Origin of the sequence: Janthinobacterium sp. YR213 (assembly GCF_900099875.1) — a bacterium.
Taxonomy (GTDB): domain Bacteria; phylum Pseudomonadota; class Gammaproteobacteria; order Burkholderiales; family Burkholderiaceae_D; genus Janthinobacterium; species Janthinobacterium lividum.
In genome coordinates, this window is the sequence record NZ_FNDA01000002.1 from 586,527 (window position 1) to 603,844 (window position 17,318).

14 protein-coding genes and 2 tRNA genes are annotated in these 17,318 nt (G+C 64.4%); 7 read left to right on the forward strand and 9 right to left on the reverse strand.

The annotated features are described in order from the left end of the window. The first annotated feature begins 12 nt into the window (after positions 1–12). The 5 genes from pcaF (at position 13) to BLT98_RS11850 (ending at position 5,604) form a co-directional block, all read left to right on the forward strand. Positions 13–1,215, forward strand: a complete 1,203-nt coding sequence (gene pcaF, locus BLT98_RS11830; RefSeq protein WP_092607907.1) for a 3-oxoadipyl-CoA thiolase — start codon at positions 13–15, stop codon at positions 1,213–1,215. Between the two features lie 153 nt (positions 1,216–1,368). Then, positions 1,369–2,664 (forward strand): MFS family transporter, encoded by a 1,296-nt coding sequence (locus tag BLT98_RS11835; protein WP_034780684.1) that lies wholly within the window; start codon positions 1,369–1,371, stop codon positions 2,662–2,664. A gap of 71 nt (positions 2,665–2,735) precedes the next feature. Beyond that, on the forward strand, positions 2,736–3,431 hold the full coding sequence (locus BLT98_RS11840; RefSeq protein WP_070257445.1) for a fumarylacetoacetate hydrolase family protein: 696 nt from the start codon (positions 2,736–2,738) through the stop codon (positions 3,429–3,431). 18 nt (positions 3,432–3,449) lie between these two features. Continuing rightward, positions 3,450–3,773, forward strand: coding sequence for a thioredoxin family protein (locus BLT98_RS11845; RefSeq protein ID WP_092607910.1), 324 nt, complete (start codon positions 3,450–3,452; stop codon positions 3,771–3,773). Between the two features lie 544 nt (positions 3,774–4,317). Beyond that, complete coding sequence (locus BLT98_RS11850) at positions 4,318–5,604, forward strand: MFS transporter (protein WP_034780077.1); 1,287 nt, start codon at positions 4,318–4,320, stop codon at positions 5,602–5,604. A 133-nt stretch (positions 5,605–5,737) separates the two neighbouring features. Here the strand turns inward: BLT98_RS11850 and BLT98_RS11855 are convergent, their stop codons facing one another. From BLT98_RS11855 to BLT98_RS11890, 8 genes are all read right to left on the reverse strand, one after another. After that, complete coding sequence (locus BLT98_RS11855; protein WP_092607913.1) at positions 5,738–8,221, reverse strand: TonB-dependent siderophore receptor; 2,484 nt, start codon at positions 8,219–8,221, stop codon at positions 5,738–5,740. A 79-nt stretch (positions 8,222–8,300) separates the two neighbouring features. Beyond that, entirely contained in the window at positions 8,301–9,302 is a 1,002-nt protein-coding gene (locus BLT98_RS11860) for a FecR family protein (protein ID WP_092607916.1), read from the reverse strand. Continuing rightward, complete coding sequence (locus BLT98_RS11865) at positions 9,299–9,826, reverse strand: sigma-70 family RNA polymerase sigma factor (RefSeq protein WP_092607919.1); 528 nt, start codon at positions 9,824–9,826, stop codon at positions 9,299–9,301. The genes BLT98_RS11860 and BLT98_RS11865 overlap by 4 nt, the downstream gene beginning before the upstream one ends. A 182-nt stretch (positions 9,827–10,008) precedes the next feature. Continuing rightward, a tRNA-Met gene (locus BLT98_RS11870) sits at positions 10,009–10,085 on the reverse strand. Positions 10,086–10,146: 61 nt separating this feature from the next. Continuing rightward, positions 10,147–10,223 (reverse strand) — tRNA-Met (locus BLT98_RS11875). Positions 10,224–10,314: 91 nt separating this feature from the next. Next, positions 10,315–11,274, reverse strand: coding sequence for a tRNA (adenosine(37)-N6)-dimethylallyltransferase MiaA (gene miaA, locus BLT98_RS11880; RefSeq protein ID WP_092607922.1), 960 nt, complete (start codon positions 11,272–11,274; stop codon positions 10,315–10,317). Positions 11,275–11,379: 105 nt separating this feature from the next. Next, positions 11,380–13,284 (reverse strand): DNA mismatch repair endonuclease MutL, encoded by a 1,905-nt coding sequence (gene mutL, locus BLT98_RS11885; protein WP_092607925.1) that lies wholly within the window; start codon positions 13,282–13,284, stop codon positions 11,380–11,382. A gap of 38 nt (positions 13,285–13,322) precedes the next feature. Further along, positions 13,323–14,261 carry a peptidylprolyl isomerase gene (locus tag BLT98_RS11890; protein ID WP_092607928.1) on the reverse strand — a complete coding sequence of 313 codons (939 nt, stop codon included), beginning with the start codon at positions 14,259–14,261 and terminating at the stop codon, positions 13,323–13,325. A 269-nt stretch (positions 14,262–14,530) separates the two neighbouring features. Between BLT98_RS11890 and BLT98_RS11895 the strand changes: the two genes are divergently transcribed. Both BLT98_RS11895 and BLT98_RS11900 read left to right on the forward strand, forming a co-directional pair. Beyond that, a complete protein-coding gene (locus tag BLT98_RS11895) occupies positions 14,531–15,181 on the forward strand; it encodes a VTT domain-containing protein (protein WP_034780059.1) in 651 nt (216 codons plus the stop codon). Positions 15,182–15,338: 157 nt separating this feature from the next. Continuing rightward, positions 15,339–16,370 (forward strand): carbonic anhydrase, encoded by a 1,032-nt coding sequence (locus BLT98_RS11900; RefSeq protein WP_170846365.1) that lies wholly within the window; start codon positions 15,339–15,341, stop codon positions 16,368–16,370. 98 nt (positions 16,371–16,468) lie between these two features. Here the strand turns inward: BLT98_RS11900 and BLT98_RS11905 are convergent, their stop codons facing one another. Continuing rightward, a complete protein-coding gene (locus BLT98_RS11905) occupies positions 16,469–17,305 on the reverse strand; it encodes a D-hexose-6-phosphate mutarotase (protein ID WP_092607931.1) in 837 nt (278 codons plus the stop codon). Positions 17,306–17,318: the final 13 nt, after the last annotated feature.

Below are 17,318 nucleotides of genomic sequence, written 5' to 3' on the forward strand. Positions count from 1 at the left end.
GGAGGAAAGAACATGACCCACGCATATATCTGCGACGCGCAGCGCACGCCCTTTGGCCGCTATGGCGGCGGACTCGCCGGCGTGCGCGCCGACGACCTGGGTGCCGTGCCCATCCGTGCCTTGATGACGCGCAATCCGCACGTGGACTGGACGGCTGTCACCGACGTGCTGTATGGCTGCGCCAACCAGGCGGGCGAGGACAACCGCAACGTGGCGCGCATGGCGGCCTTGCTGGCCGGCTTGCCCGACAGCGTGCCGGGCGCCACCCTGAACCGCCTGTGCGGCTCGGGCCTGGACGCCATCGGCAGCGCCGCCCGCTTCATCAAGAGCGGCGAGGCGGGCTTGCTGATCGCCGGCGGCGTGGAAAGCATGAGCCGCGCCCCGTTTGTCATGGGCAAGGCGGACAGCGCCTTTGCACGCGGCATGAAAATGGAAGACACGACCATCGGCTGGCGCTTCATCAATCCCTTGATGAAGGCGCAGTACGGCGTCGATTCGATGCCGGAAACGGCGGAAAACGTGGCTGTCGACTTCGGCATCAGCCGCGCGGACCAGGATGCGTTTGCCCTGGCCAGCCAGGTGAAAGCCCTGGCGGCGCAGCAGGCGGGCGTGTTCGACAGTGAAATCTGCCCCGTCAGCATCGCGCAAAAGAAAGGCGATCCTGTCGTTGTCAGCCGTGACGAGCATCCGCGCGCCACCACGCTCGACACCCTGGCCAAATTGAAACCCGTCGTGCGCGCGGACGGCACGATCACTGCCGGCAACGCGTCCGGCGTCAACGATGGCGCGGCGGCCCTGCTGCTGGCCGATGAAGCGAACGCGGCCCGCTTTGGCCTGACGCCCCGCGCCCGCGTCGTGGCCATGGCGACGGCTGGCGTGGCGCCGCGCATCATGGGCATCGGCCCCGCGCCCGCCACCCTGAAAGTGCTGGCCATGACGGGCTTGACCCTGGCCGACTTCGACGTCATCGAACTGAACGAAGCGTTCGCCGCCCAGGGCCTGGCCGTGCTGCGCCAGCTGGGCTTGCCTGACGACGACCCGCGCGTGAACCCGAATGGCGGCGCCATCGCCCTGGGCCACCCGCTGGGCGCGTCGGGCGCGCGCCTGGCCATGACGGCTGTTAACCAGCTGCACCGCACGGGCGGGCGCTACGCGCTTTGTACCATGTGCATCGGCGTGGGCCAGGGCATCGCGCTGGTGCTGGAACGGGTCTGATTCCGCCCGCCCGCAGGCGAAAAAAAGTTGCCGGCGATACGTATTAACGCGTATGCCGGGCGGCTTTTTGACCCCGATCAAGGGCGTATGATGCAAAACCAGCCCGGGCAACCCGGCTGGCGTTGGCTTTTTCACACGAACAAGAAGACTGATATGACATCCCACGATACTCCGCATGACGTTGCGCAGCTGACTTCCCAGCAGCGCATCAAGGCCATCATTGGCGCTTCCTCCGGTAACCTGGTCGAATGGTTCGACTTCTACATTTACTCGTTCTGCGCGCTGTATTTCTCGCACGCCTTCTTCCCGTCCGGTAATCCGACGACGCAGCTGCTGCAGACGGCCGGCATCTTTGCCGCCGGCTTCCTCATGCGCCCGGTGGGCGGCTGGCTGTTCGGCCGCATCGCCGACAAATACGGCCGCCGCCAGTCGATGATGATTTCCGTGCTGATGATGTGCGGCGGCTCGCTGATGATCGCCGTGCTGCCCACGTATGAAACCATCGGCGCCTTCGCCCCGTTCCTGCTGCTGGTGGCGCGTCTGTTCCAGGGCTTGTCCGTGGGCGGCGAATACGGTACCAGCGCCACCTACATGAGCGAAGTGTCGGAATCGGGCAAGCGCGGCTTCTTTGCCTCGTTCCAGTACGTGACCCTGATCGGCGGTCAACTGCTGGCCTTGCTGGTGCTGGTGGTCTTGCAGCAATTGCTGACCCTGGAAGAATTGCGTGCCTGGGGCTGGCGCATTCCGTTCGTGTTTGGCGCCTTGGCGGCCCTGGTGTCGCTGAACCTGCGTAAATCCCTGACGGAAACAACCACCGCCAGCGAGCGCAAGGACAAGGACGCGGGCAGCCTGCGCGGTTTGCTCAAGCACAAGCGCGCCTTCATCACCGTGCTCGGCTTTACGGCCGGCGGCTCGCTCGTGTTCTACACGTTTACCACCTACATGCAGAAATACCTGGTCAACACGGCCGGCATGGACACCAAGACGGCCAGCGCCGTCATGACCTGCGCCTTGCTGGTCTACATGGTGTTGCAGCCGGTATTCGGCGCCTTGTCCGACCGCATCGGCCGCCGCACCTCGATGCTGTTCTTCGGCGGCTTGGCCACCCTGTGCGTGTTGCCGATCATGCATGCCTTGAAGGACATCACCAGCCCGTACGCGGCGTTTGGCCTGATCATCATCGCCCTGGCCATCATCAGTTTCTATACGTCGATCAGCGGCTTGATCAAGGCGGAAATGTTCCCCGTCGAAGTGCGCGCGCTGGGCGTGGGCCTGTCGTACGCGGTCGCCAACGCCATGTTCGGCGGTTCGGCCGAATACGTGGCGCTGCAGTTCAAGGCTTGGCACGTGGAAGAGTATTTCTATTGGTACGTGACTGTCATGTGCCTGATTTCCTTCATCGTCGCCATCCGCATGCCGGACCCGAGCCGCTCGGGACTGTTGAAGTAAGCTTGCCGTAAAATGGGGGACACTGCGGTGTCCCTTTTTCATCACCGTTATCGTGCCGATCAGGAGTTTTCATGCCGTATGTCATTCCCGCACCGATCCAGCCCAGCGTTCCCGTCACGGGCAGCGCCGACAGCTTTCCCGTCCACCGCATCTATTGCGTGGGTCGCAACTATGTCGACCACGCCAAGGAAATGGGCCACACGGGCCGCGAGGCGCCGTTTTTCTTCATGAAACCAAACGACGCCGTGCTGCCCGTGCCTGCCGGCACGACGGGCGAGCTGCCGTATCCGGCGCAGACGCAGGATTTCCAGCATGAGATGGAACTGGTGGTGGCCATCGGCAAGGGCGGCAGCGACATTGGCGTGGCCGATGCGCTGAGCCACGTGTGGGGCTATGCGATCGGCCTGGACATGACGCGCCGTGACGTGCAGGGCGCAGCGAAAAAGCTGGGACGCCCATGGGACACGGGCAAGGCCTTCGAGCATTCGGCGCCCATCGGCCCCATCACCCCGGCCGCGCAGGCGGGCGACGTCAAGCATGCCGCCATCACCCTGCACGTGAACGGCGAGCTGCGCCAGGGCAGCACGATCGACATGCTGATCTGGAACGTGGCTGAAACCATTGCCGACCTGTCGACCTACTTTACCTTGCAGCCGGGCGACCTGATCTACACGGGCACCCCGGCCGGCGTGGCGGCCGTGCAGCGCGGCGACGAGCTGGTGGGGGCCATCGATGGCCTGGAGACCTTGCGCGTGAAAGTGGTCTAAGTTTTCAAGGAGAGCGGCATGATGCACGATACGTATTCTGTAGCGCAACCGGCGCGCGCCGAGATCGACGCTTTGACGGGGCCGGCCCTGCTGGAATTCGGCACGGGCTGGTGCGGCCACTGCCGCGCCACCCAGGCGCCGCTGGCCGCCGCGTTTGCGCAGCACTCCGCGGTGCCGCATCTGCGCGTGGAAGACGGCCCCGGCCGCGCGCTGGGGCGTTCGTTCCGGGTAAAACTGTGGCCGACCCTGGTTTTTTTGAAAGATGGCCAGGAAGTGGCGCGCCTCGTGCGCCCGCTCGACAGCCGCGAAATTGAGCAGACTTTTGCATTGGTTGATGCGTAGGTCGGCTTAGCGCAGCGTAAGCCGACACCACCGCACATGCTCCATCACAACTTCTTGCCGCACCGCACCACTGCGCGTATCATAAGCCGCTTACAGCAAGATCAACCGCATCCTTCGTGATGCAGGCGCGATCATCGCCGGCCCGCTCCACCCGGAGGGGCCGCAGGCAAGGATTCACCACAAATGACCGATGCCGCGATGCCGACGCGCGGGTCTGGTACGGAATGCCTGGCGATACGCCGGGCCTGATACACGTCGCCCATCCCCTGACGCCTTTCCTGCCGTGCCCCGGGTAACCGGATGGCGCACGACCGTTGTTTCTCTAAATCAGCACTGTTCACAGCGCGATAGCGCGCGTTGCCGGCAGTTCGCTACGGCAACAAAAACCGTTGTTTTTTGTTTGCAAATTTAATAGCAAATGCGCAGCAAATGCCTGCGCGCAAGGCTATGATATGCGAACGACACGGAGACAACGTGCTGTGCTGCTGCCTGAAAAAACATCCAGAGAATGGCCTTTAGACACCCTCCCCAAGGAGCGCAGTAAATGAGCACCCCCCCCAAGAAAAATTCCCCCGGCACGGTGCTGTTCGCCAGTTTGATCGGCACCACCATCGAGTTCTTTGACTTTTATATCTACGCCACGGCCGCCGTGCTGGTGTTCCCGAAACTGTTCTTCCCTGCCGGCGACCCGTCGGCCGCCGTGCTGCAGTCGCTGGCCACGTTTGCCATCGCCTTCTTCGCGCGCCCCATCGGTTCGGCCGTTTTCGGCCACTTCGGCGACCGCATCGGCCGCAAGGCTACTCTTGTGGCAGCCTTGCTGACCATGGGTATTTCCACCGTCATCATCGGCTTGCTGCCGACGTATGCCGCCATCGGCACCCTGGCGCCGCTGCTGCTGGCGCTGTGCCGTTTCGGCCAGGGCCTGGGCCTGGGCGGCGAGTGGGGCGGCGCGGTGCTGCTGGCCACGGAAAACGCGCCACCGGGCAAGCGCGCCTGGTACGGCATGTTCCCGCAGTTGGGTGCGCCGATCGGCTTCTTCCTGTCGGGCGGCATCTTCCTGCTGCTGAGCGAAACCATGACCGATGAACAGTTCTTCAGCTACGGCTGGCGCATCCCGTTCCTGGCCAGCGCGCTGCTGGTCATCGTCGGCCTGTATGTGCGTCTGAAGATCACGGAAACGCCGGACTTCCAGAAAGTCATCGACAAGAAAGAGGTCGTCAAACTGCCGGTCGCCACCGTGTTCCGCCAGCATGGCCGCATGTTGTTCCTGGGCACCATCATCGCCCTGGCCACTTTCGTGCTGTTCTACCTGATGACGGTGTTCGCGCTGAGCTGGGGTACGACCAAGCTGGGCTTCACGCGCAAGGAATTCCTCATCGTGCAGCTGTTTGCCGTGCTGTTCTTTGCCCTGACGATACCCTTCTCTGCCGTGCTGGCCGACCGCCGCGGCCGCCGTGCGACCATGATCTGGGTCTCCGTCGCCATCGCCATCTTCGGCCTGGTGCTCGCGCCCATGTTCGGTTCTGGCGTGACCTGGGAAGTGACGGTCTTCATGGCCGTCGGCCTGGGTCTGATGGGCATGACCTACGGACCGCTGGGCACGATGCTGTCCGAGCTGTTCCCGCCTGAAGTGCGTTACACGGGCGCCTCGCTGACGTTCAACCTGGCCGGCATCCTGGGCGCTTCGCTGGCGCCGTACATCGCCACCTGGCTGGCCACCAACTACGGCTTGCAATACGTGGGCTACTACCTGTCGCTGGCGGCCGTGCTGACACTGGGGGCGCTGCTGATGGTGGGCAAGCCACGCGCGGGCAAGGAAGCTTGGGAATAAACACCCGCGCCAGCTGAATCCCCTTATGTAACAAACCCCGGAAGTTGGCATCCAACTTCCGGGGTTTTTTTATGGCGCCTCCGCCGCGCCATCATTCTGGCCGGTCATCCCGGCTCTCAGCCTCCCGATCCGTTTACCACTTCGGCGTGTACTTCAGGGTGAACTGCACGTTGCGCGGGTCGCCATAGTAGTTGTTCGAACCGGTGGTGTTGTAGGACGGGATGATGTAGCGCTTGTCGAACACGTTGTTGACGTTGAGCGACAGGGCCACTTGCGGCGTGGCTTGCCAGCCCAGGCGCGCGTTCCAGATCGAGAAACCGGCAACCTTGAAGCTGCGTTCGGTATCGACCGTATGGCTTTGCAGGTTGGCGCCGGCGCCCACGCTGAATTTGTCCCAATCGCCAGGCAGGGTGTAGTTCGACCAAAGGCGCAGCATGTGCTTGGGCGTCCACGTCGAGAAGACCTGGCCCTTGTTGTCCGGATCGTCGAGGTAGGTCGTCGTCGTATAGGCGTAGCCGGCCGACAGTTGCAGGCCGCGCGCCACTTCGCCCGACATTTCCGCTTCCAGGCCCTGGCTGCGCACCTTGCCCGAGGCGCGCGAGCAGTACCAGCCATCGCAGGCGAAACCGGCGGCGTAATCGGTGACGGCGCGGTCCTTGTGGTCATAGCGGAACACGGCCAGCGAGGTGTTGAGCTTGCCGTCCAGCAGTTCACCCTTGATGCCGCCTTCGTAGCTGCTGCCCGTGATCGGTTTGAGGGTCCGGCCTGCCACATCGTGGTTCGTCTGCGGCTGGAACACGTCCGCATAGCTGGCGTAGGCTGACCACTGCGGCGTCAATGCATAGATCAGGCCCACCGATGGCGTGAACTTTGCCGTGGCGCTGGTGGCGTCGCGGTAGCCGTCCGGCGTGGCATACAGGAAGTCGTACCAGTTGAAGCGCCCGCCCAGCAGGACCTTCAGATTGCTCGTCAGCTGGCCGTTCCAGGTGGCGTACAGGCCTTTCTGGCGCATGTCGTAGGTGCTGTAGCTGGTCACGCCCGCTGGGCGCGCGGCGATGGTGTCGAAGTCCTGCCACGGGCGATGGTGGTTGATATTGAAGATATCCGCCCCTGTTTCCCACGCGCGCGCATAGCGGTCGGTCGACGTGAAGCTGGCATAGCTGGCGCCGACGACGACTTCCTGCGCGATGCCCAGGCCATTGAATTTGCCGCGCACGAAAGCGTCGATGCCGCGCTTGCGGTTGTCGAAATCGGTGGAAAAGTCGCCATAGCGCGCGCCGCTGCCATCGGGATTGATTTCAAAGGCCGTGCGCTGGTGCGTGGAGCTGGTGCTTTCATTCGTGCCCAGCGCCGAGGCTTTCAGGCTCCATTGCGTATTGAAATGGTGCTCCAGATCCAGGTAGACGGTGCTCTGCTCGACCTGGCTGCGGTTCCAGTCGGCGCCCGTGAAGGTAGAGCGCGGCAGCGGCAGTGCGCTGCCGTCCTTGTAGCGGGGCAGGCCGATGAAAGTGGGACGGCCGTGGGCCTTGACATGGCTGGCGGCAAGGCCCACGGTGGTGGCGGGCGCCAGGTCGTAGTCGAGCGCCGCGTACAGGGTGCGGTTCTTGCTCCACACTTGGTCGATGAAGGAGTGGCTATCGTCTTCATCGACGATGGCGCGTCCGCGCAGGGTGCCTTCCGCATTCAGGGGGGTGCTGATGTCGATCTGGGCGCCATAATGGTCCCAGGAACCGGCGCGGCCCGTCAGCGTGATCGCGCGCGTGGCCAGTGGACGCTTGCGCACCAGATTGACTGAACCACCGGGGCTGCCCGTGCCGACCAGCATGCTCGAGGCGCCGCGCAGCACTTCCAGGCGGTCGTAGATGACCATGTTTTCCTGGCCCCAGTTGCCCAGCGCATAGGTGTTGCGGTCGATCGGCACGCCGTCGTACTGCCATTGGTCGATCTGGAAGCCGCGCGCCGTGATCACCACGCCCGGCCCCACGCCATGCACGCCCACCACGCCCGTGACGTTATTGACGGCTTCGCGCAAGTCCGTGATGCCCTGGTCGTCCAGGCGCTGGCGCGTCAGCACGCTCACCGATTGGGGGATGTCCTTCATCGACTGCTCGCCCTTGCCGATGGTGATCTTGCGCGCCGTGTACGAGCCGCTGCCTTCCGTGGTGGCGCCTTGCTCGGCCTGGCCGACGATGGTAATCGAGGGCATGATACGCTCGGCCGCCGAAGCGGCGCTGGTCGCCGCCGTGGGCGCGGCAACTGCAGGCGCGGCCACCAGCACATAGCCGGTCGGGGTCTTGCCGATGGCGTAGCCGCTGCCGCGCAGCAGCACGGCGAAACCGTCATCGATGGCATAGCTGCCCTGCAGTCCGGCGCTTTGCAAGCCTTGCACCTTGGCGGCGTCGATGACGATGGAGACGCCCGCCTGCTGCGCATAGCGGTTCAGGGCGCCGGCCAGCGGGCCGGCGGGGATGGCGTAGCTGGCGACAGCCGGCACGGCCTGGGCGACTGCCTGGGCGTGCAGGCCGGCGCCAGCGAGCAGCATGGCGGCCAGGGCCAGCGGGCGCAGACGCGTGCGCAGGGTATTCGGGGAGGAAACGGCAACGACTTGAGCGTACATGTGACAGCCTTTTTTGAATGATCTCAGCTGCCTTGACGCACGAGATGCGCACAGTGGAACCGCGAACGCAAAAAATTCTCTATTTATTTTTTGCGGCGCCGCTGGCGGGGGCGTCGACCATCACGAGATAGCGCGTCAGCATGCGGATGCGCAGTTGCGGGAAATTGTCGATCAGCAGCTGCAGCGCCTTGTCCGTGTCATCCAGCGGCAACACGGCGGCCACGCGGATGCCGGCGATCTGCGCGCGGTCGTAATGCAGCTGGCCGGGGCGGTGGCGCGCCAGCTCGTCGAGCACCTCGGCCAGCGGCAAGTCGTCGACCACAAGCTGGTGCGCGCGCCACGCTTCCTGCACGCTGGCCGCATCGATGACCATGATAGGTCCCACGCCATCGTCCGTGATGCGCGCGCGCTGGCCCGCCTGCACCACGACGGCCGGATGTTGCGGCACCTGTGCCAGCACTTTGGACTCCAGCATGCTCAAGGTGGTGCCGCCGCCTTCCTTGCGGACGCTGAAGCGCGTGCCCAGCGCGCGGATCGCCGCCTGGTTGCTGTCGACGATGAAAGGGCGCTGCGCATCCTTGGCCACGTCGACGAGGATGTCGCCGCGTACTAGTTCCACATGCCGCTCTCCCGCATTGAAGCGCACGTTGACGGCGCTGTGGCTGCCCAGGGTCAGGCGGCTGCCATCGGCCAGGGTGTGCGTCTGCCATTGTCCCGTGGGGCTGCGCAGGTCGGCCAGCAGGTAGGCGGGGCGCTCGCTGATGACCAGCGCGCCGGTCAGCGCCAGCACGGCCACGGCGCTGGCGGCGGCCAGCTGGCGCAGACGCTGGCGCTTTGGGGCGATGGCGGCCAGGGCGGCGCGCGCGGGGCGATGGTCGCCGCCGGCCGGCTCGCGCACGGCGCTCAATTGAAGCAGCAGGTTTTCCATGCCGGCGGCGACTGTCGCGTGCAGCGGGTCGGCCGCCTTCCATGCGGCGAAGCCGGCCCGCGCCGTGTCGCGTTCGGACGGGTCGTCGGCGCTCAGGCGCACGATCCACCGTGCGGCCTGCTCGGCCGCCACTTCGGTGCACGTGCTGTTCATGTCGCCATGGCCGGGCAGGCGTGGCGGCAGGCCAGCAAGGCTTGCACCAGGTATTTCTGTACCATGCGCGTGGAGACGTTCAGCTGCGCGGCAACGGCGGCCTGCGGCTGTTCTTCCAGGTAGTGCAGCAAAAAAGCGTCGCGCGCCTTGGCGGACAAGCCATCCAGTGCCGTGGCGATCTGCTCGAGCGCCTGCACGGCCATCAGGATCTCGTCCGGCGAGGGTGCGCCGGGCAGGCTGTCGGCCAGCAGGGTCAGTTCCGCCAGGTAGCTGCGCTCGAGTATCTGGCGGCGCGCGCGGTCGAGCAGCAATCGCTTTGCCGTGGTGGACAGATAGGCGCGCGGCTCGCGCATGCCGAACAGCGCGTCGCGCGAGGCGATGATGCGCACGAACGTATCTTGCGCCACGTCAGCCGCGCCATGCGGACAGCTGAGTTTTTTGCGTAGCCAGCCGACCAGCCAGCCGTGATGCTCGCTGTAGAGCGAATGCACTTGCTGTTGCAGGCTGGGCTGGATGGCGGACATGGGTGATGAGTAATATAAATGAGAATTATTCTCATTGTAAGCCGCAGGGGCCGCTTGCCACAATCCCCAATGCATGCGCAGAGGGCAGGTGTTGCGTGGAGGCCGCATGCGCGTTGATGGCGGAAATGAAAAAACCCGCCGCTGCACGGGGCAGGGGCGGGTTTATCAGTGCTGCAAATTCTTGGTGGTGATAGGTGGACTTGAACCACCGACCCCAGCATTATGAATGCTGTGCTCTAACCAACTGAGCTATATCACCAAACAGACCGGTCAGACCGGATGCTGGTTGCGACCATAGTGATGCCATGATCCTTGTTCTTTGGTGGTGATAGGTGGACTTGAACCACCGACCCCAGCATTATGAATGCTGTGCTCTAACCAACTGAGCTATATCACCCAACAGCCGAGCATTATCCAGTCTTCCCATTTCCTTGTCAATGCCGGCGCAAAAAAATGTGCGGATTTTTCACGCGCCAGCGCAGGCATGATTATTTTTGTAACTGCGTCAGCAAGGGCTGGATCTGCGCCAGCATGGACGAGGCCGGATCAGCGCCCAGGCAATCGATGACGATGCGTTCCGGCATCGAGCGTAACCAGGTGAGCTGCCGCTTGGCCAGCTGGCGCGTGGCGATGATGCCCGTCTCGCGCAGGGCGGCGCGGTCGATGCGGCCATCGAGATATTCCCAGGCCTGGCGGTAGCCCACGCAGCGCATCGAGGGCAAACCCGGGTGCAGGTCGCCGCGCCGGCGCAGCTGCTCCACTTCATCGAGCAGGGCGTCGTCTTTCAGCATGAGGTCGAAGCGCGTGGCGATGCGCGCATGCAGCACGGCGCGGTCCGACGGTTCCAGCGCGAACGATTGCAATTGAAATGGCAGCACGGTCTTTTCGCGCCGGGCCAGCAGGGCCGACATGGGCTGGCCGGACAGCGCGATGATTTCCAGCGCGCGGCCGATGCGCTGCGCATCCTGCGGCGCCAGGCGCGCGGCCGTGACGGGATCCTGCTCCGCCAGGCGCGCATGCATGGCGGGCCAGCCGATGGCGGCCGCGTCTTCTTCCAGCCGGGCGCGCAGGACGGGATCGGCGCCGGGCAAGTCGTCGAGGCCATCGGCCAGGCCCTTGAAGTACAGCATGGTGCCGCCGACGAGCAGCGGCAGCCTGCCGCGCGCCGTGATCTCCGCCACCAGGCGCAGGGTGTCATTGCGGAACTGCGCCACGGAATACGCGTCGAGCGGGTCGATGATGTCGATCAAATGATGCGGTACCTGGGCCAGTTCTTCCTTCGACGGCTTGGCCGTGCCGATATCCATGCCCCGGTAAACGAGGGCGGAATCGACGGAGATGATCTCGGATGGAATGGCTTGCGCGATGGCCAGCGCACTGGCCGTCTTGCCGCTGGCCGTGGGGCCCATGATGGCGACGGCCAGGGGGAGGTGTGGGGTGTTTTGCATGTTGACTTTTGTAAGGTGATGCGTAGGTCGGATTAGCGCAAGCGTAATCCGACGTGATGCCGCCGCCGCAGTGTCGGATTACGCTGCGCTAATCCGACCTACTGTCTATTGGCCGCGCAGGAACAGTTTATCGAGTGCATTGATCTCGACCTGTACCCATGTCGGCCGGCCGTGGTTGCACTGGTCGGCGCGTTCCGTGCTCTCCATCTGGCGCAGCAGGGCGTTCATTTCCTGCACCGATAAAATCCGGTTGGCGCGCACGGCCGTATGGCAGGCCAGGGTGCCCAGCAATTCGTTCTGGCGCTCGATCAGCACGCGCGAGCCGCCGTATTCGCGCACGTCGCGCAGCACGTCGCGCGCCAGAGTTTGCGCGTCCGCGTTTTTGAGCAGGGTCGGCACGGAGCGCACGGCCAGGGTGGTGGGGGACAGGGCGGCGATGTCGAAGCCCAGCGCCTTCAATGTGTCCTGGTTTTCATTCGCCGTCGACACTTCGATGGCGTCCGCGTAGAACGTCACGGGTATCAGCAGCGATTGCACCTGCATGTCCTGGCCGGAGACTTGCGCCTGCAGCGCGTTTTTCAGCTGCTCGTACAGGATGCGCTCGTGCGCCGCGTGCATGTCGACCAGCACCAGGCCCTTGGTGTTCTGCGCCAGGATGTAGATGCCATGCAGCTGGGCCAGGGCAAAGCCCAGCGGATATTCTTCGCGCGCCATCGCTTCGGGCGAGGCGATGTAGGGCTCGGCCTGCGTGATCGGCGACGATGCGCCGCCGCCGAACAGGGCGCCGTAGGCGGACGTGTCCTGCGCCACGCCAGGCGCGTCGGCAAAGAAGGGGCGGGACGCGCCGGGCGAGGCAGGCGCGAAGGTATTCGTAAATTGTGCGCCGAACGAGGTCTGCGTCTGCTCGCGGCGCCAGATGCCAGGTCCACCCAAACCCGCGCCCGCGGTATCACCGCCGAGGCTGGAGGCAGCCGGCAGGGGCGCCGGCACGCTGCCGAACGCCGTGGCCGACGTCTGCGCCAGGGCGCGCTGTACCGCGTGGAAGACGAACTGGTGCACGGAACGGCTGTCGCGGAAGCGTACTTCGATCTTCGACGGGTGCACGTTGACGTCCACCAGGGCCGGGTCGAGGTCGAGCGCCAGCACGTAGGATGGAAAACGGTCGCCGTGCAGTACGTCCTGGTAGGCCATGCGCACGGCGTGCACCAGCAGCTTGTCGCGCACGAAGCGCCCGTTGACATAAAAGAACTGGCCGTCGGCGCGCGCCTTGGACGCCGTCGGCAAGCCGGCAAAGCCGTGAATGCGCAAGGTGCCGGCCGATTCGTCCAGCGCCAGGCGCGCTTCGGCGAAGTCGTTGCCCAGGATGTGGGCGCTGCGCTTGGCCAGTTCGCTGATATTCCACTGGTCGATGGTGCGGCCATTGTGCGACAGCGAGAACGATACGTCCGGCCGCGCCAGCGCGATGCGGCGCACGACTTCGGCGCAATGGCCGTACTCCGTCTGCTCGGACTTGAGGAATTTGCGCCGCGCGGGCGTGTTGAAATACAGGTCTTGCACGTCGACCGTGGTGCCGTGCGCGCCGGACGACGGCGAGACGCTGCCATTGTGCGAGCCGACGATTTCCCACGCGTGGGCCGCGTCCGCCGTGCGCGACGTCACGGTAACGGCAGCCACGGAAGCGATCGAGGCCAGCGCCTCGCCGCGAAAGCCCAGCGTGCCCACGTTTTCCAGGTCGTGCAGGGACGCGATCTTCGAGGTGGCATGGCGCGCCAGGGCCAGCGGCAGCTGGTCCTTGTCGATGCCGCGGCCGTTATCGGTAATCGCGATGCGTTTCACGCCCCCTTCTTCCAGCCGCACGGTGATCTGCGTGGCGCCCGAGTCGAGCGCGTTTTCCAGCAACTCCTTGACGACGGCGGACGGCCGTTCGACCACCTCGCCGGCGGCGATTTGCGAAATCAACTGGTCAGGCAAGGCCTGGATCGGGCGGTGGGGCGTGATGGGAGCGTTCATGCCCTGATTATAACGGGTTGCGAATTGCCGGGCATCGGCTACTTCGCCACCTCCCGTACCGGTATCGGCGCATTGCACAGGTCAATATGGCCGGCCGTGACCTTGCTCCACGGGCCGCCGCGGTGGCGCTGGGCGTCCAGCACGGCCTGGTAGGCGGCGCTGTCGGTGCGCATCACTTCCAGGTTTGCGCGCTGTGCCAAGGGCACGCTGGCGGCCAGGCGGATGGACTTGATCGGCACGTTTTTCTCGGGGCTGTCATAAAAGCCCATGGGGCCCGTGCCGCGCGGCAGGGTCGACAGCAATGGCATGCCGGAGACGACTCTGCCGACGACCGTGATGTCGCGGTCCAGGTGGCGCGGCGACTGGCCGATGACGGCGTACAGTTCCGTGCCGCCGCCACTGTCGCTGGCGCTGTCGCGGCCCACGCCCACGGTGGCGTAGCAATGCGTGAGCCAGGCCGTGCCGGTTTTCGGGTCGCGCGCGGACGGGAAGCCGTTCGAATGCCCCACTTGCGGCGCATAGCCATCGACATCCGGCAGGCGCGTGAAGCTCTTGACGTTTTTCAGGGGCACGGTGAATTCGCCGGGCAGGGTGCGCTGCGCATGCTGGATCGGCTTGGGATTTTTCTCGTTCGGATCGCCCCACTGCGCCACCCAGTTGTCCTGCGCGCGCGTGATGGCCAGGCCGTCGTAATACTGTTCGGCCACCAGGGCCTTGATGTTGGCCACGTGCTTCGGTGCGAAGTCTGGTGCCAGTTCGATCACCACGCGGCCGGCGGGAATGTCCAGGTACAGGGTGTTGTCCGGATCCAGCGGACGCCAGTCGGACGGTTTCGAAGCCTTGATCACGTCGGCCAAGCCCGCTTTGGCGGGCAGTTCGGCGGGCGCCTTGATCTGCACAGGCGCCGCGTGGGCAGTCAGATGCGCAAGGCCCAGTACGGTGGCCATGGTCAGGCCGCTCAGTGGGTGTCGATACATGTTTTCTCCTGGTCGGCGCGGGTTGCGCCGGTCAGAAAGTGTATACCGGAATGGCAATATTTCGCTGAAAAAACGTTGCGCGGGCCGAACATGGTATGCCAGCAGGAAAACTGGCCTGAGCGAGTTGGCGGCGGTAATTCCTTAACCTTTCCTTAAAATGCCACACGCGCACGGGCACCGCATAATTAATCCTGAAATATCGGGCCGGGGACTGCCGTTGCGCTGGCCGGGTGGTGTATGATTCCGCCGCTACCTTTAGGGAAAAATATATGGATTTTGTGCAATTCCTCGACATGATCGTGCATGTCGACAAGACGCTGGGTCTCTTGATCGAGCAGTACGGTACCCTCGTGTATGCGGTGCTGTTCGCCATTATTTTTTGCGAGACAGGCCTCGTGGTGCTGTTTTTCTTCCCTGGGGATACCTTGCTGTTTATCGCCGGCGCGTTTTGCGCGACGGGACAGATGCACCTGGGCTTGCTGATCTTCCTGCTTGTCACGGCGGCCATCACGGGCAACACGCTCAATTACTGGATAGGCGAGGCCATCGGGCAAAGGGTGTTTACCCACGATTACCGCTGGATCAACAAGGATGCCATGCGCCGCACGCACGAATTCTTTGAAAAGCACGGCGGCAAGACCATCATCCTGGCCCGTTTCGTGCCGGTGGTGCGTACCTTCGCGCCGTTCGTGGCTGGCATTTCCGACATGACGCATGCGCGCTTCCAGATGTACAACGTGACGGGCGCCCTGTTGTGGGTGGTCGGTCTGGTGACGGCGGGTTACTTCTTCGGCAATATCCCGTGGATCCGCGACCACCTGACCTTGATCGTGCTGATCGGTGTCGGCGCCGCCGTCGTGCCGGTGGTACTGGGCGGCTTGTGGAAACTCTACAAGCGCATGGTCGGCAAGTCGGCGTAATGCCGCATGGATCCGGGGCAAGCGCGCTGCGGCACAGCCCGCAGCCGGCCCCGGATCCCGTTTTTCTCTGTCTTGTTTTTGTTTTACTCCCGCGCTGATTCAAGTTTTGTTGCTTTCCAGCCGTAAACCAGAGGGTATTCTCACTTTCTGGATTTCCATGCGACATTTGAGCGCCCTGTTAGCTTGCAGCCTTGCCGCGATGACGGCCATGGCAAGCGCCAAAGATGCCCCCGCCCCGGCGAGCGCCGCCGCATCCGCGCCCATGTCGGCGTCGGCGCGCGCGGCCGCCATGAAAACCCTGACCGAATCGGTGAAGGGCAAGGAGGCCAAGGCGCCTGTCGTCGTCGCACCCACGGCGCGCGAAAAGGAAGAAGCGGCCGAAGTCGACCTGTCCGAACGCATCGCTGCGCGCCTGGCGGAAATGCGCGCCACCCAGGCGGCCCGCGCCGCCGCCCGCGCCAAGCGCGCCGCCGTGGTGAAGGCCGCGCCGCCGCCACCACCGCCCGTGCCGCGCGGCACGCACTGGTCGTACGAGGGCGACAGCGGCCCGGCCCACTGGAGCAAGATCAATGTCGACTGGGCCAAGTGCGGCAATGGCAGCCGGCAGTCGCCGATCGATATCCGCGACGGCATGAAGGTGGAACTCGAGCAGATCAGTTTTGACTACCATCCGTCGTCGTTCAATGTGGTCGACAATGGCCACACGGTGCAGGTGGGCGTGAGCGGCGGTAATTACATCACGGTGCAGAACCGCATGTTCGAGCTGCAGCAATTCCATTTCCACCGCCCGTCCGAAGAGCGCATCAATGGCAAGGCATTCGAGATGGTGGTGCACCTGGTGCACCGTGACGCGGAAGGCCGGCAAGCCGTGCTGGCGCTGCTGCTGGAGCGGGGCGCGCCGCAGGCGACCATCCAGACCGTGTGGAACAACCTGCCGCTGGAAAAATTCGAGACCATGCAGCCGACCATCCTGCTCGACCCGGCCGAGATGCTGCCCACGCGGCGCGAGTACTACACGTACATGGGATCGATGACGGAGCCGCCTTGCAGCGAAGGCGTGCTGTGGCTGGTGATGAAGCAGCCGGTGCAGGCTTCGCCGGCGCAGATGGCGCTGTTCAGCCGCTTGTATCCCTTGAATGCGCGTCCGATCCAGCCTGCCAATGGCCGCATCATCAAGGAGTCGAATTAACAGCGCTTGAGAAAAGCCCATGGCGTTGTTGCCTTGCCTCGTCGTACATGCGTACTGCCTTCGGCAAGGCGCCTAGCCCTGGACTTTTTCAGTCGCTCTTATGTAAATGCGAGATGCTGGCGGCCCGTCCATTCGGCGCCGGCAGCCAGCAGGTCTGGCTGGATCAAGGCCGGCTCGATGCAGATGAAGCGCTGGTATTCATCGTCGGCCAGGTCGGGCAGGGCGGCCGCGTCTTGCGCGCCCGGGTTCCACACGACGGCGTCCGTAAAGCCCTGCTGTTCCAGGCGCAGCGTATGGCCGCCGGACTGCAGGCTCAAGGCGCCCGGCAGCTGGTAGTAGATGCGGTCCAGCTTGTCCGCGAATTGCAGCAGCTCTTCCGCCTGCAAGGCATCTTGCGGCGTTTCGTCCGAATAGCGCACGCGCTGCAAGCCGCCGACGCGCGCCTCGCTCAATTGATCTATCGAAAAATAGCTGTGCAGGGCCGCCGAGAATGGAAACGCCTGCTCGCCCGTGTTATGCACGGACAGGTTCAGTTCCAGCGTCTGCGCCTTGACGGCCACGCGCAGGCGCAAGGTGAAGGCATAGGCCCAGGTGGCGGCGATCGCTTCCGGCAAGTCAGCCTGGGTCAGGGCAAATTGCGCCCATGCGGCGCCATCGGCGTCGCCGCTCGATTCCAGCTGCCAGGTCGCCACGCGCGCAAAGCCGTGGCGCATGCCCGTGCCGCGCGCGCCGAACTGGGGAAAGATCACGGGCACGCCGCCACGGATGGCGCGGCTGCCATCGAGCGCGGAATCCCGGCTGCAGAACAGGCGCTCCTGGCCGTCGCTGGTCCGCCACGAGACCAGGTGGCCGCCGTACAGGGTGACGGTCGCTTGCGCGCCGTCGGCGGCGCGGATAGTCACGGCCGGCAGCTCGCCAAAGATACTCTCGCTCATGCTAGGCTTTCAT